Source organism: Niallia sp. FSL R7-0648 (genome assembly GCF_038007005.1).
GTDB lineage: Bacteria > Bacillota > Bacilli > Bacillales > Cytobacillaceae > Niallia > Niallia circulans.
The window spans coordinates 2,672,694-2,687,214 of the sequence record NZ_JBBOWE010000001.1 but is presented as its reverse complement, the minus strand read 5'-3'; the positions used below and the strand labels follow the sequence as shown (position 1 = coordinate 2,687,214).

At 34.0% G+C, this 14,521-nt stretch carries 15 protein-coding genes and 1 pseudogene; 12 read left to right on the top strand and 4 right to left on the bottom strand.

The window, feature by feature from the left end:
• Positions 1–50: 50 nt before the first annotated feature.
• From pstC to phoU, 4 genes are all read left to right on the top strand, one after another.
• On the top strand, positions 51–1,001 hold the full coding sequence (gene pstC, locus NSQ89_RS13260) for a phosphate ABC transporter permease subunit PstC (RefSeq protein WP_047941266.1): 951 nt from the start codon (positions 51–53) through the stop codon (positions 999–1,001).
• 1 nt (position 1,002) lies between these two features.
• Positions 1,003–1,881 (top strand): phosphate ABC transporter permease PstA, encoded by an 879-nt coding sequence (pstA, locus tag NSQ89_RS13255; protein ID WP_047941265.1) that lies wholly within the window; start codon positions 1,003–1,005, stop codon positions 1,879–1,881.
• Positions 1,882–1,943: 62 nt separating this feature from the next.
• Entirely contained in the window at positions 1,944–2,723 is a 780-nt protein-coding gene (gene pstB, locus NSQ89_RS13250) for a phosphate ABC transporter ATP-binding protein PstB (protein ID WP_235844481.1), read from the top strand.
• 36 nt (positions 2,724–2,759) lie between these two features.
• Positions 2,760–3,413 (top strand): phosphate signaling complex protein PhoU, encoded by a 654-nt coding sequence (gene phoU, locus NSQ89_RS13245; protein ID WP_341132765.1) that lies wholly within the window; start codon positions 2,760–2,762, stop codon positions 3,411–3,413.
• A 187-nt stretch (positions 3,414–3,600) separates the two neighbouring features.
• On the opposite strand, the gene NSQ89_RS13240 is transcribed toward phoU, so the two are convergent.
• Entirely contained in the window at positions 3,601–4,083 is a 483-nt protein-coding gene (locus NSQ89_RS13240; RefSeq protein WP_341132764.1) for an aminodeoxychorismate lyase, read from the bottom strand.
• 4 nt (positions 4,084–4,087) lie between these two features.
• Positions 4,088–4,477 carry a hypothetical protein gene (locus NSQ89_RS13235; RefSeq protein ID WP_341132763.1) on the bottom strand — a complete coding sequence of 130 codons (390 nt, stop codon included), beginning with the start codon at positions 4,475–4,477 and terminating at the stop codon, positions 4,088–4,090.
• Between the two features lie 456 nt (positions 4,478–4,933).
• Between NSQ89_RS13235 and NSQ89_RS13230 the strand changes: the two genes are divergently transcribed.
• From NSQ89_RS13230 to NSQ89_RS13200, 7 genes are all read left to right on the top strand, one after another.
• Positions 4,934–5,641, top strand: a complete 708-nt coding sequence (locus NSQ89_RS13230; protein WP_095258964.1) for a DUF4912 domain-containing protein — start codon at positions 4,934–4,936, stop codon at positions 5,639–5,641.
• A complete protein-coding gene (locus NSQ89_RS13225) occupies positions 5,638–8,091 on the top strand; it encodes a glycosyltransferase (RefSeq protein WP_341132762.1) in 2,454 nt (817 codons plus the stop codon). The genes NSQ89_RS13230 and NSQ89_RS13225 overlap by 4 nt, the downstream gene beginning before the upstream one ends.
• A 25-nt stretch (positions 8,092–8,116) precedes the next feature.
• Complete coding sequence (locus NSQ89_RS13220; RefSeq protein WP_061798548.1) at positions 8,117–8,743, top strand: hypothetical protein; 627 nt, start codon at positions 8,117–8,119, stop codon at positions 8,741–8,743.
• Positions 8,744–8,810: 67 nt separating this feature from the next.
• Positions 8,811–8,960 (top strand): 50S ribosomal protein L33, encoded by a 150-nt coding sequence (gene rpmG / locus NSQ89_RS13215; RefSeq protein ID WP_016204868.1) that lies wholly within the window; start codon positions 8,811–8,813, stop codon positions 8,958–8,960.
• Between the two features lie 69 nt (positions 8,961–9,029).
• A complete protein-coding gene (locus NSQ89_RS13210) occupies positions 9,030–9,599 on the top strand; it encodes a 5-formyltetrahydrofolate cyclo-ligase (protein ID WP_095258961.1) in 570 nt (189 codons plus the stop codon).
• Positions 9,592–10,368, top strand: coding sequence for a DUF92 domain-containing protein (locus NSQ89_RS13205; RefSeq protein ID WP_235850125.1), 777 nt, complete (start codon positions 9,592–9,594; stop codon positions 10,366–10,368). Before NSQ89_RS13210 ends, NSQ89_RS13205 begins: the two co-directional genes overlap by 8 nt.
• A gap of 96 nt (positions 10,369–10,464) precedes the next feature.
• Positions 10,465–10,665, top strand: a complete 201-nt coding sequence (locus NSQ89_RS13200) for a hypothetical protein (RefSeq protein ID WP_047941256.1) — start codon at positions 10,465–10,467, stop codon at positions 10,663–10,665.
• 265 nt (positions 10,666–10,930) lie between these two features.
• Here NSQ89_RS13200 and NSQ89_RS13195 read toward each other — a convergent pair.
• Positions 10,931–11,413 (bottom strand): annotated as a pseudogene (locus NSQ89_RS13195) (DinB family protein).
• A 586-nt stretch (positions 11,414–11,999) separates the two neighbouring features.
• Between NSQ89_RS13195 and NSQ89_RS13190 the strand changes: the two are divergent.
• A complete protein-coding gene (locus NSQ89_RS13190; protein ID WP_341132761.1) occupies positions 12,000–13,517 on the top strand; it encodes a rhomboid family intramembrane serine protease in 1,518 nt (505 codons plus the stop codon).
• On the opposite strand, the gene NSQ89_RS13185 is transcribed toward NSQ89_RS13190, so the two are convergent.
• The gene (locus NSQ89_RS13185; RefSeq protein ID WP_061798539.1) at positions 13,507–14,379 is read right to left on the bottom strand and encodes a hypothetical protein; all 873 of its coding nucleotides are present in this window, start codon (positions 14,377–14,379) and stop codon (positions 13,507–13,509) included. The two genes, NSQ89_RS13190 and NSQ89_RS13185, sit on opposite strands and share 11 nt — an antisense overlap.
• Positions 14,380–14,521: the final 142 nt, after the last annotated feature.

Here is a 14,521-nt window from a genome sequence, read left to right as displayed (position 1 = left end):
CTTTGTACTTAGCTTTCCATCTTGCTGTTGGATTAAGGGGGACTTAAAGCATGATTAAACAAACGACAAATGTGAATGCAAGATCTGTACAAGAGTTAATTGCTGAAAAAAAACAGAAAAATAATCTAAGTAAGATGTTAGAAAAAATTATGCCTAAAGTATTATTGATTACTGCAATCTTTTCGGTATTAACGACGCTCGGTATCCTATTTACATTAGTAATTGAAACATTTACTTTTTTCGAAAGAGTAAATATAAAAGAGTTCTTAACAAGTAAATCATGGTATCCATTTTCTGATCCCGGTTCTTTTGGAATCATGTCACTTGTGTCTGGGACGTTAAAAGTAACGCTGATTGCTGGGATTGTTGCTGTGCCGATAGGGTTAGCATCTGCCATTTTTTTAAGTGAATACGCGAGTGATAGAACAAGAAGAATAATTAAGCCAATTTTAGAAGTACTTGCTGGTATTCCTACAATTGTCTACGGGTTTTTCGCTTTAACATTTATAACGCCATTACTTAGATCCATTATTCCTTCTTTAGAAATGTTTAATGCTTTAAGTCCAGGAATTGTTATTGGGATTATGATTACGCCAATGATTGCTTCTCTATCAGAAGATGCAATGAGTGCCGTTCCGAGGGCAATGCGGGAAGGAGCATTAGCAATGGGTTCTACTAAATTTGAAGTTGCTTTAAAGGTAGTCTTACCTGCAGCAGTTTCTGGAATTGTTTCTTCCATTGTATTAGCTTTATCAAGAGCAATTGGGGAAACAATGATTGTCGCAGTTGCAGGAGGCAGTACACCTAATCTAAGCTTCAATGTAACAGAATCTATACAAACTATGACAGCCTATATTGTTCAAGTAAGTCAAGGAGATGCAGGATATGGAACAACGATTTATTACAGCATTTATGCGGTTGGATTTACATTATTCCTATTCACTTTCTTGATGAATCTGCTTGCTCAGTACATTTCTCGTCGTTTTAGGGAGGAATATTAAGATGAAGTTAGTAAACCATTCAGAAGTTATTAAGCGAATGAAACCAAGATTAATGAAAAACGTCATAATGAAAGGATTATTCTTTAGCGCAACTTTATTTGGTTTAATTGTTCTGGGTGTCCTTTTTTATCGAGTATTGACTCAAGGAATTGGCTATTTAGATTTTCAGTTTTTAACAAGCCTGCCTTCCCGCAAACCTGAAAATGCAGGAGTCTATACCGCATTGATAGGAACAGTTTGGCTTATGGCAGTAGTTGCACCTGTATCACTTTTAATTGGAGTGGGCACGGCGATATATTTAGAAGAATACGCAAGTAAAAATAAATTCACGAATTTTATCCAGATTAATATATCGAATCTTGCAGGTGTACCATCCATTGTTTTTGGTCTATTAGGATTGACACTCTTTGTTCGTGCTTTATCACTTGGAACAAGTGTCCTTGCGGCAGGGTTAACAATGAGCTTATTAGTATTGCCAATCATTATCGTTGCATCTCAGGAAGCTATCCGATCTGTTCCTAGTGAATTAAGAGAAGCCTCCCTTGGTATGGGAGCAACAAAATGGCAGACAATTGTCAGAGTAGTCATGCCTGCAGCTATACCAGGTATTTTAACTGGAGGGATATTGGCACTTTCACGGGCAATTGGCGAAACTGCTCCACTAGTAGTATTAGGTTTACCTTTATTCCTAGCATTCTTGCCGAGAACTGTTTTTGATATGTTTACAGTGCTGCCAATGCAAATCTATAACTGGACCGGAAGACCGCAAGAAGAGTTTCAGAGTCTTGCAGCAGCAGGAATAATTGTTCTTTTAGTTTTATTGATTTTAATGAATTCTATTGCAGTATTGATTCGAAATAAATTTCAAAAACGTTATTAAACGTATAGGGGGAACTTCAAATGAGTACAGTCTTTGCAGATAAAATTAAGAAAGCAGTAGAAATGAATGCTACAGACGGTAGAGTGAAAAACTCTGTTTATAAAACAAATCAGCTTAATTTATGGTACGGGGATAACCATGCGCTGAAAAATATAGATTTAGACATAATCGAAAACGAAGTAACTTCTATTATTGGACCATCAGGCTGCGGTAAATCGACATATATCAAAACTTTAAATCGGATGATTGAATTAGTGCCAAGTGTAAAAACATCAGGTGAAATTAATTATCGTGGCAGAAATATTTTTGATAAAGATTATGGAGTGGAAGAACTAAGAACAAAAGTCGGAATGGTTTTTCAAAAACCAAATCCATTTCCAAAATCTATTTATGAAAATGTAGCATATGGACCAAAAATTCATGGGATACGAGATAAGAAAATTTTAAATGAGATTGTGGAGAAAAGTTTAAGAGGAGCGGCAATTTGGGATGAAGTAAAAGATAGATTACACCAAAATGCATATGGACTTTCTGGTGGACAGCAACAGCGCCTTTGCATTGCAAGATGTCTTGCGATTGAACCAGACGTTATTCTTATGGATGAGCCAACCTCTGCACTTGATCCAATTTCGACATTAAAAGTGGAAGAGTTAGTTCAAGAACTAAAAGAAAACTACAGCATTATTATTGTTACACATAATATGCAGCAAGCAGCACGTATTTCTGATAAAACAGCATTCTTCTTAAATGGAGAAGTAATAGAGTTTGATGTAACCGATAAAATATTCTCTAATCCAAAGGATAAAAGAACAGAAGATTATATTACAGGTAGATTTGGATAATTATTTAAGCTGAATTCAAAAAAAGGAGATCTTACTATGCCAGTTAGAGAGAAATTTGAAGCAGGGCTTAAGGAATTGCAAGAGAAACTGACAGAGCTTGGTGAATTTTCGATTCAAGCACTTGAAAGATCGTTAGAAGCACTTGAAACACAAAATATAGAAATGGCTTTAGAAATTATTGATGATGATGTAAAGGCTGATAATTTGTATGAAGAAATAAATGACTTTGCTATTCTATTAATTGCGAAGCAGGCACCTGTAGCAATTGATTTAAGACGTATTATTGTTGGAATTAAGATTGCAACCGATATTGAAAGAATCGCAGATTTTGCCGTTAATATTGCCAAAGCTACTATTCGAATTGGGAATCAAGACTTAGTGAAACCAATCATTCTTGTAAAAAAAATGTTAGAGATTACTAATGAAATGCTGCGCTTATCCTTAAATGCTTATAATAAAGAAGACACAAAACTAGCTCGAAAAATCGCGGAGATGGATGATGAGGTAGATGGTTTAAATAAACAAGCGTTTGTGGAGCTTTTAGAAATTAGTAAAAATAAACCTGAGTATTTACAGCAAATTTCGCAATTGACATTTGTTTGTCGTTATTTAGAAAGAGCAGCAGATCATACAACTAATATAGCTGAGAATATTTTCTATTTAGTTAAAGGCAGACAATATGATTGGTAAATAAAAAAGACCGGAACAAAGGACTTCACCCCAAATATTATACGGAGATACTAACAACATCTCTATAGTATTTGGGGTTTCATTATTTCATAGCTTTTAACTAATTAGTGTGCTTCATTTATACTTAATAGCTAAATATGGATTGTTCGACCTTTTAGATTACTTATTTAAGTATGTTCCAGTTCGTTTATTTCGTAAGAGTTTCGGCAATTTTTTTATGACTCATGTCACTAGTTAAAGGAAAGCTGCCAACTTGAATTTTGGTATGGTAGCCATTATCAATTAAGTATGTTTCAAACTCTTCTTGATCTTTGACGATTTTTTCTTTATATAATAACTCAGCAATTTGAAAGATGCTCATACCACTTTTAACTTTTAACGTATAGGCAATGTTCTCATGTTGTTCTTCTTTTGGCTCTTCCTGTTTCTTTTCTTTTGCTGCTGATTTTGCTTGTTCTTGTTTCTTCTCTGCTATTTGCTTTTGTAAATTATTATATTCATCCTCTGCTAACACAGTAAAACCCTTTTTTTGTAGATAGGATGTTGCTTCAGATACACTAATCGTTGCATGTTCTTGACCTTTATTTTCGAGATAGTAATAAAAACTACCAATAATGCTTGCTGAAAGGAGCATTCCGATGGCAAATGAACGTAAACTATGCTTTTTCATTTAGTTACTTTTCGACCCTTTCCTTTATAATTTGCTGAACTTGAGTGATAGATAAGGAAGATTGATTGGCAATCTGCTCAATCGGTACTCCGCTAGCTGCAAGGGTCCAGACTTGGTTTTTAATAATAGCGTGAATGGGCTGTGGTTTATCCATTTCCATTGCGGATGGGTTTTTTAGGGTAGAAGATGGCTTTAAAGAAAAATCTTCCTCACCGATCATTAACTCTTCTTCTAATAGTTTTAATTTCTTTTTTATTTTGTATAGCTCTTGTACTTGTTGAAGGGAAAGCTGATCTATTTCCTCTCGTAAATCTTTAATGGGATCACGAAGGAAAAGAGACAGAATAAGAAGGAATAAAGAAACTCCTATAATTACTAACATTACAATTAACATAATTCACCTCAGAATAAAATCTTCATTTCAAATGATATAAATAATAAGAGACCTAAAGAAGAACAAAGCAAGCTAAAGATATTTTATCATTATCTATCGTTAATTCCTATTAAATCAAGATTGTGGATGACAATATTCGAATAGATCTGCGAAACAGTTAAGAATATGTCGTAATTCATCTTGAATTTTTAAAAACATATGTCGAATCGATGTTGTATTAGCTAATGGAAAAATGCAAAAAAAATTTTTTTGCTCTATTACAATAAATGTACGTAAGTTTAAGCATATTCCGACAAAATCTGTTCGTTGTGGCAATGCCCATTCAGTGGTAACATAATAAATATAAATTGCGAACTAAATGGAATCTTGTATGCATATACTAGTAAATTGCGATCATACACCACAGCAATTAAATGACATTGGATAAATAAAATTTAGAAAGAGGTGCAATTTCTATTGATTGAACAAATTGTAAATTTAAGACGTAAAGGACTGTCTTTCCGGAAAATTGCCATCGAACTAAATTCAACTGTAGGAAAAGTACAATACCAATGGAAAAAATATGTGAAGGAACAAGAACATCATGGGAATGCTGGACAAGCCGAGGAGCAAAAGAATGTAATCCAAATGCAAAAGCAGGAATCATATATAACGGAAAGTTTTTGGACAAGCGTGGATTTATTAGCAAAGAAAAATGGGATGGAAGCTTGGTTAACATCGGAAGACACTGCATTAGTATTTTGGAGAATTCCCGAAGGAAAATGGCAGTTAATTTCAACTTATTATGATATTGATCCGGAAACTTGTTCGCTAGCAGTAAAGATTAATGATATAACTAGTATTATCTATAATGGAAGAAATGCGCATAATTCTCGCATTCTGCCTGTTGAAAATAGGCAAGAATCAGTGGTGTTACAAGACTTATCACCCAATAGAAGTTTTTGTTTCGAAATTGGGGTTCTGGATGTGTATCAATCCTTTTTACCGATATTACAGTCAAATCCCTTGCATACACCGAGAACTGCACATAACCAAACAGGCCAATTAGCAAAGGATTTACAGGAGTGGGAGAATGGGGATGTTTCTGTCCCAAATTGGATTGAACACGTAAGCACCTATAGCTATTATGAATTAGAAGAGCAAGAGGATGTGAAAAAGAAATGAATGGTTCCTATTTTCAACTGATTGTAATTAATAAGATTCCTTTTATGAACTATTTTTCAAAAGATAAACAGAAGAAAAAGGAATTATATGCGGAGACTATTAACTTTATCAAGTTTCTTTTCGAAACAGAAAAGAATCAACTTCCATATACCATTCAAATTGTTGTTCCGCCAATTTATCTCGAACAACTTGATGCGCAGTCATTTCGAGAAGAAATAACAGAATTTTTAGAAAAATACTATCCCGATGATGAATTGTATTCTTTCTGGATAGATAAAGAAACAAATCTATTGAAGGTTCTTAAATCGCTTCTCCAAGAAAAGCGGATCGAATTGCTGGCAAGTCCCGCTTCCTTTTCGCCTTTATCAAATGTATCGACAAGTACAGGTATTCAATTACAAATAGAGTTAGGTTTATCCATTATAGATGATTATTTAGACTACCGGCCGACAGGATTTTGGTTTCCAGAAGGAAATTTTTCACCTGGTTTAGATTTATATTTGAAAAAAGAGAACTTTTCTTATAGCTATCTAAACAGTAGGACAATCGATCATAGTGATCCTTTACCGAGTGATACAGGTATTGCGGTTGAATCACCACATAATATTGTGTTCTTTCCTGTAGAAGAAAAGCTGTATCAACTTTTTAAAGAGGAGAAAGCAACAAAACAAGTATGGGATAAATGGATCTTAGATTTGCTAGAATCCTATCCTCCATACATAAATGAGTCCATTTTAACTTTCCCAATTGATTTAGCTGATTATGTAAAGATACAAGACGAGTTGAATAAAAGTATTCGTTATTTAAATGATGAAGGCTATATGGTTCATATTACGCCTGAAACATATATAAAGCAATTCAGTCAAGGAATGGATTGTGTCCATCTCTGTGCTTCCTTCTTAGAGCGCAGAGGGAGAGAAGAGGTTGTTAAACATCGTTCTTCCTATGCTGCTTTAGCATTTTTGGAAAGAGAGCTTCATGAATGGAGACAAATTTCTTTACCGCCAGCAACTCATAGAGTACAGAAGCAGATGGAAAAGGAATGGTTGTTATTAAGCGCTCTCCTTTATCAAGATAATAATTGGACAAGTGAAGAAGTAACAAACCATCTAGAAGCGGCAAACAAATTAAACGGTTATTGGAAAGGACCAATCGATAAAGACTGGCTTTCCTTAAGAGAAAGTAAATATCCAATTTTAAATACAACGATACAGATCCATAAACCGGTTCGGTCTCAAAAGGAACCGACAAACAAGAAGAGTGTTTTAATCTTATCTTGGGAGTATCCGCCCAATATAGTTGGTGGTCTTGGTGCTCATGTAGTTGGGTTAACAAATAGCTTAATAAAAAATGGCTATGAAGTTCATCTTGTTACAGCACAAGAGATGAATAAAAATCCCGAAGACGTAGAAGAACAGGCTGGCTTATTTGTTTATCGGGTCAAGCCAATTTATAGTAAAGATCAAAACTTTATTCACTGGATTGGCGGCTTAAATTTAGCAATGTGGGATAAAGCAATAGAGATAGGAAAGAACACAACATTTGAATTAGTGCAGGCACATGATTGGTTAGTAGGTGCAGCTGCTATTTCTTTAAAGAATCAATTAAATGTTCCTTTAATAGCCACCATACATGCAACAGAGCATGGAAGAAACGGTGGTATCTATACAGAAATGCAGAAATTTATCCATAGGAAAGAAAGCCAGTTAATAGATACAGCTGATTCTTTAATTGTGTGCAGCGAATATATGCAGAATGAGTTAATGACAATTTTTGAAGTAGAACAAACGAAAATTAATATCATTCCCAATGGAGTAGAAATCTTGAAGAAGGAAGCTATATCGGCTGCTCCGGTTGAAAATTTTTCAAAGGACAACAAAAAGGTGGTTTTTGCTATGGGGAGATTGGTAAAAGAAAAAGGCTTTGGAACTTTATTAGAAGCAGCAAGAAAGTTGCATAAAAAGCGAAATGATCTATGTTTTGTTATTGCTGGAGTCGGTCCGATGTATGATGAATATCAACAATTTATTGAAAGACATCAATTAGCAGAAAGTGTTCACTTAATAGGGTATTTGCAGGAAGAACAGAAGAATGCACTCTATGCACTAGCAGATATAGTTGTTATACCGAGTTCCTATGAGCCTTTTGGAATCGTAGCATTAGAATCCCTTGTTTTCGCTATTCCAACAATTGTATCCCAGACAGGCGGCTTAAAAGGAATCATTAAGGATAGAGAAACAGGACTATATATGGAGCCAAATAATGCAGAAAACTTAGTAAAGAATATCGAGTATTTAGTAGAAAATCCAGCCGTGGGTAAAAAAATTGGTAAGAAAGGGCAAATATTAGTTAGCCAGCTTTTTAGCTGGAATCGAATTGGCGAAGAGACAAAAAGAATTTTTGATGAATTGATTGTACAGGCAAAGGTGAAGGAATCCATTTCTAATTAAAAATATTAGAGTAGGTGAAGGAAGAATGAAAATTGAGGCCAATTTACAAAAAGACTATCAAAGTGTTCAAAGAAAGTTATTAGTAAAAAAAATAACGACAACTCCTGGAATCTGGGTTGATGGAAAAACGTATTGGATTCAAAATGGTTATGAAAAATTAATACCAGAACATTCTATTTCCGTTCATGTAAAACAAATACACAAGCACTCAAAAATTCAATACAATGAGATTTTCGTCAGAAATCACTCTCAAGAACCGAAAAAAATGAAAGTTTTAGTTTTGAATTATTTTCCAAAAGCTTTTCATAATCATCTTTCTTTTGTATCACCTACGGAAAACGTCATCTATCATTCCATTGAGGAACAGCTATATTTAGTAAATGGAGAACATAATTCAAGCTGCATGGAACAGAGAACCGTACAACCTCTCTGGAATGTGCACACTGATCATATTTGGAGCAATAATCAAAATGGTACCCTCAAATATCAGCCTATGGCAAAAGGCTCCAGTGTAAGTATTTTTTCTTTAAATATGGAGGTAATGCCTCAATCAACTGGTATTAGTCGCGCTTGGTCCATTATGGGGACAGAAAAAAAGGATATTTTAGATATGAATCATATTCTAATGAAAACAAGTACTAGCATTTCCTAACAAAAGATGTTATCATATAAAAGTCGTATGCACGAACTAGCAACCTATAGTTTGGAGGGAAATAAACATGCGTGTAAACATTACGTTAGCTTGCACTGAATGTGGTGATCGTAACTACATTTCTAAAAAAAATAAACGAAATAATCCAGATCGTCTTGAGCTAAAAAAATATTGCTCAAGAGAAAAACGTACTACAGTTCATCGTGAAACAAAATAAGCAGAAGGGGGATATCCCTTCTGTTTTTTTCATATTTATAACGAAAAATGTAAGGAAGGTGTACATAAAATGCAGGAAAAAAAACAATTCCGATCAGATATGATAAAACAACTCCAATCAATCAATAAACCACAATATGAGCATATGTCCAACCAAATAGCTTCCCAATTATATAATGATGCTTCCTTTATTTCTGCTAGTCATATAGGGATTACCATTTCCAAATTTCCTGAAGTGGATACATACCAAATTATTCGTACAGCTTGGCAATTAGGCAAAAAAGTAAGTGTTCCCAAGTGCATCCCTGCATCTAGACAAATGATTTTTCGCGAATTAGAGCAATTTAATCAACTTGAATCGGTTTATAGTAACCTGTTTGAACCAGTTATAGAAAAAACGAAACCAACAGATTCTAAACTAATTGATTTACTTCTTGTTCCTGGATTAGCTTTTTCGCCAAAAGGATATAGATTAGGATTTGGGGGCGGTTATTATGACCGCTTTTTGCAAAATTATGATGGACAAACAATATCACTAGCATTTTCTATGCAAATACAGCAGCAAATTCCCGTAGAGAATCATGATTTAGCTGTTCAGAAAATAATTACAAATGAAGGAATTATTTACGCAAATGAGTAGTATGATGTATGCAGTAGTCATTTTATTTGTCTCTTATTTGGCATATAAACGCAGATCATTAACGATGAGTGGTGCAATTGCGGCTTTTTTTGTTGGGAGCGGAATTGCGCTAGGATTTGGCTCTAAAGGATTAGTAGTTCTAGGAGTATTTTTTGTTTCTTCTAGTATGCTTTCAAAATATAAAAGCAAAACTAAACAAGCGATGGAGGACAAAACCAAAAAAGGGTCACAACGAGATGCATGGCAAGTTATGGCAAATGGAGGTTTTGCAGCAATTGTTGGTATCATCTATTATTTTGCAAAAGAATCAGTTTGGATTAGTGTATTCGCCATACTTCTTGCAGCTGCCAACTCGGATACATGGGCATCAGAGATTGGATCCTTAAGCAAGAAAAAGCCAATCTCTGTTCGAACGTTTAAACAAGCGGCCACTGGAACATCTGGAGCAGTCAGTGTCCTAGGAACAATTGCTGCATTTGCTGGATCACTCTTAATAGCGTTAACAGCGAATTTCTTATTTGCTTTGGAGTTTGGTAGTTTTTTTGTCATCCTTGTATTTGGATTCTTAGGTAATATCGTGGATACTCTTTTAGGTGCCTTTGTACAAGTGGAATATAAATGTCCTGTTTGTGGTCGAATAGTTGAATCAAAAGTAGAATGTCACACTAACTTAGTGAAAATAAAGGGTTTTGCACTTTTTAATAATGATATGGTAAATGTTCTTTCCGGCTTCTTAGCTGCGTTGATATATATATTTTTCTTTTTGTAATAATTTTAATCACGTCAATACATTAACATTTTCATTCGTTTACACGGATAAAAAATAATATTATTACCAAACTAGTTAGTAGGAGGGATTTCAAAAATGTCAAAAGTATTCTCCATTTTACTAATTGTTTTAGGTGGATATTATTTATTTCAAAAACGGTATCGTGTCATTAATACGGTATTAAGAAGTCCATTTATTCGTAAATATGCAGTTAGAATATTAATGAATATTCCAAGTGTAAAAAGAATGACAATGAACTCTGTTTTTGGACGTTCGCAAAATACGATTTATCAATGAATAAAAAAGAACAGATACGACGGAAAATAGCGTTTAAATGAGCTGGGAATAAGTAGCCTGCACAAAAATAAGGCCGAACAATTACAAGAAGTAACGTAATTGTTTGGCTTATTGGCTTCTAAAAGTGTAAGGGGCAGCTACTGTAAGCTTGAATACACAAGTCATGTTAATCCTATGCTCTGCTTTTAGACTGCCGAAACTCAGCTGTCTTGCTAATCTATGCCAAGGTGTACATTTAGTATTACAAGGATATCTTCTTGAACTGTTAAAGTGGTGGATTGTCTTTGTCTAGTCCTACAAGAATCCAACCTTCCTTTGATGGTCCATAAACTCCAAATGGTTTGACTCTTGCTGCATCAGAATTGTAACTTGTTGTCCACGGTGATGAACAATATGCTTAATGAGCCCCATTAAAATTTGAGCATTTGTTTCTTCTCTGCCAAAGGCTGATTGCACTTCCTTCAAGGATTCGTCTGTCCATTGTTCTTCTATCACTTTGATTGCAGTAGAACCGAGAAGTTTAAATGTATCGGTTATTTCTTTAGCTGCAGCAGGAATATTTTTTGCATTATCTAGTTCATTTATTTTCTGCCCGAATTTGAGCTAAATATTCCGGTCTTCCTAATGTACGACCTTCAGGGGAGACTTTTTGCTGTAAAGAATCATCGGTTAAACCTTCTAAAATCTTTTGAGTCAGCTCTGCCTCCCGCTTCCATTCTCTAATAAAATCTGCAATCGTTACATACATATTATAAAAGACCTCATAGTTAAATTTTAAAGATTTTTATTTGATACAGTAAGACTTTCCGCTTTTTGTATACGGTAATTGGTTGATATCCTTTGACATAGTGTTAAATAATTGCTATCTTAATATCTATTCGAACGTTCGTTCTCAAATGGATAATATCAAGATTTTGTTCATATATCAAATATCTTTAATTGGATTTTTTGAAAATATGATAAATAGATCCCAAAAGGGAGAAGGTATACACAGAGTGTCCGCAACATAATGGTACCAATTGGTTACTTTTGTTCTATCCTTTTTTCCTTTTACCAAATGTGTTTTTAATCTTTTTAAAAAGGTAATAACAAATAATAACGTTCATATCTTCAAGCGATATGCTTGTCGAATGTCACTTTCATTTATAAAATACATAAAATAAGCTAAAATGAAAGATGGATTTTGTGACATTTAAATGAAATGAAGGAAAAAAGAAACATATATAGTATTGTTACATAGAAAGCGTATTTCCTTAAAAAGCAACTATTTTTAAGAACTTGAAGAATATAGTGTCATTACCTTTCAGGATGTTCGGAGAGTAGGGAGAGAACAGATGGAGCTAGAACATTATAAGTATTGGAGAATCATCCATATACTAGTAAATGAATATCAGTATAAAATTATCTACTTATCAGAAGATCAACAAGAAATATGGCTAGAGGCTCAAGAGAATAAATCAAAATCTCCCGTTATTCGCTTATTTCAAATCGATATTAACTGGAGTAATTGGTTAAGCAGGGATATAGAAAGGACAGCGTTAAATGCTGAAAGGATAAGAAGTTCGCTGCATAGTCGTTCCCTTAGGGTGGTGAGCATTTATATATCTGCTTATCCGCCTGTAGATTCATATGAACATATTATCAATCCAGTATTTTTAAGCCCAAATAAAAAAATACAAATTGAAACAGTTCTTCTTGATCGATCCGTCCAAGACTGGGAAATAGGAGAGTATAAAATAGCAGAATTAAAAGGTATGCCAGAAACGGAAGCAGAGCGAGAAACGCATATTCAAAAATATAAAGATGCTATCTTTACACGCTTAAGACAAAATGAAAAAGAAGAAAGACAGTTATTTAATTTTGGAAAACCATGTATCACGTATTTTTTCATTGCTATTCAAGTGATTGTATTTTTCTTAATGGAATTAAGTGGCGGAAGTACAAACAGTGAAACGTTAATTAAATGGGGAGCAAAAGTAAATTATTTAATTGCCAATGGGGAATGGTGGCGATTTGTAACACCTGTTTTTTTACATATTGGTATTTTGCATTTACTTATGAATTCCATTGCTCTATATTATGTTGGACCATTAATTGAGCGGATTTTTGGATCGAGCCGATTTATGTTTATTTATTTATTTGCTGGGTTTAGTGGGGTATTTGCTAGTTATTTATTAAGTCCGTCTTTATCGGCTGGTGCAAGCGGCGCGATTTTTGGCTGTTTTGGTGCACTTCTTTATTTTGCGTGGCGCTTTCCCCAGCTATTTTTTCGTGTAATGGGCTGGAATGTCATTATCATCATAATTATCAATCTTATTTTTGGTTTTACTATACAAGGAATCGATAATGCAGGACATATTGGTGGTTTGATAGGCGGCTTCTTAGCCACAGCGATTGTTCATTTTCCAAAGAAAAAAAACTGGAAAATCCAGCTTGGTGCCGCCTTTGTTACTATACTGCTTTTGGGAATAGGTGTCCTTTATTCATTCCATCAAGATGTATTGCAAAGACAAGAACAATCAGCCTATATGCTGATCCATGATTATATCCATGATGAGAAATTTCATCAGGCTGAATTGGCTTTGGAGAAACTGGAACCAAAGAATAATGAAGATTACTACTTTTTACTTTCTTATATTCAACTTAAGAAGAGTAATCTAAATGATGCAGAGAAGAACCTGCAAAAAACAATCGCGATAAATCCAGAATTTCATGAAGCATATTATAATTTAGCGGTTGTAAGTATATATAATAAGAACTTGGAAGAAGCAAGGAAGTATTTACAATCAGCGATAAAGTTGGACGAAAACAATTCTAAATATCTTCTATTATGGGATAAAATTAAAGAGTAGATATTTGTTGTCTTAAAACAATTGCCTCACCATCTACTGTTGTAAATAAGATAAGAAGATGGTTATCATTAATTAATAATACAGGAATAGAACTACCGATGGGATCAGCAATGGTTCCATCTTCTTTTATAACTCCAAGAAAATAATTTTTATAGAGCCCCTCTGTTAGTTGTCCAATTATTTTTGCGCTTTGTTCTTTTGAAAAGTTCGGGAGAGGTGCATCGTTATAGTTGATTAAGTCTGTAAGTAATAGTTTTGTATGATATTGCTCAGGTGAAATATGGAATTTTTTTAATACTTGAAGATAAGCATACTCTACATTGTTTAATGCTTCTTTCTCTAAGGTCTTTGCCCAATCCTTTTCTGTTAAGTTACTGGCAGTATGAAAAGTTAGGGGAGCATTTTCAAACTTGGAGTTAATAATATATAAGTTGTCCGTGGAAGTTTTTTGTGAACTGAAAATTCTTTCACTACTATCGTGTATTTCCGCATAATGAAAAGTTATTGCTTGTAAAAAGTTACTTTCTCTTTCCACGATTGTTTTTTTTCCTGAAAGCTCCAAAGTGTTTTGTTTCCATTCTCCCATTGTGTTTATTAGTTTTCCATTTGCATACAGTAAGCTCATATCCTGCCGTAAATATGCGACCTTATTAATGGATGAATGGCTCTCCCAAAGAATACTGTATTCATCAAATCTTTTTTTACTAAAAGTAAGAGTTGTGTTTGCTTTCGGAAAAGTGACAGTAGGATCAATCGGAAAATAGGTAATACTTTCCTTAGCAATCTGCTTTTGTTGAAAAATATAGAAAATAGAAATAAGGATAATAAGAGAAAGACTTAAACGAATAAAATCTTTTTTCATTATTTTCACCGCTCCATGTTAAGTATGCTCAAAATATGAGCCTGTCTCATCTATACTTCTTTAAATATATGTATGGAAAAGAAAATTATGATAAAAGAAGAAAGAGGTAGGAATATCTTTTGTTTTCTAGCTTTAAACATAT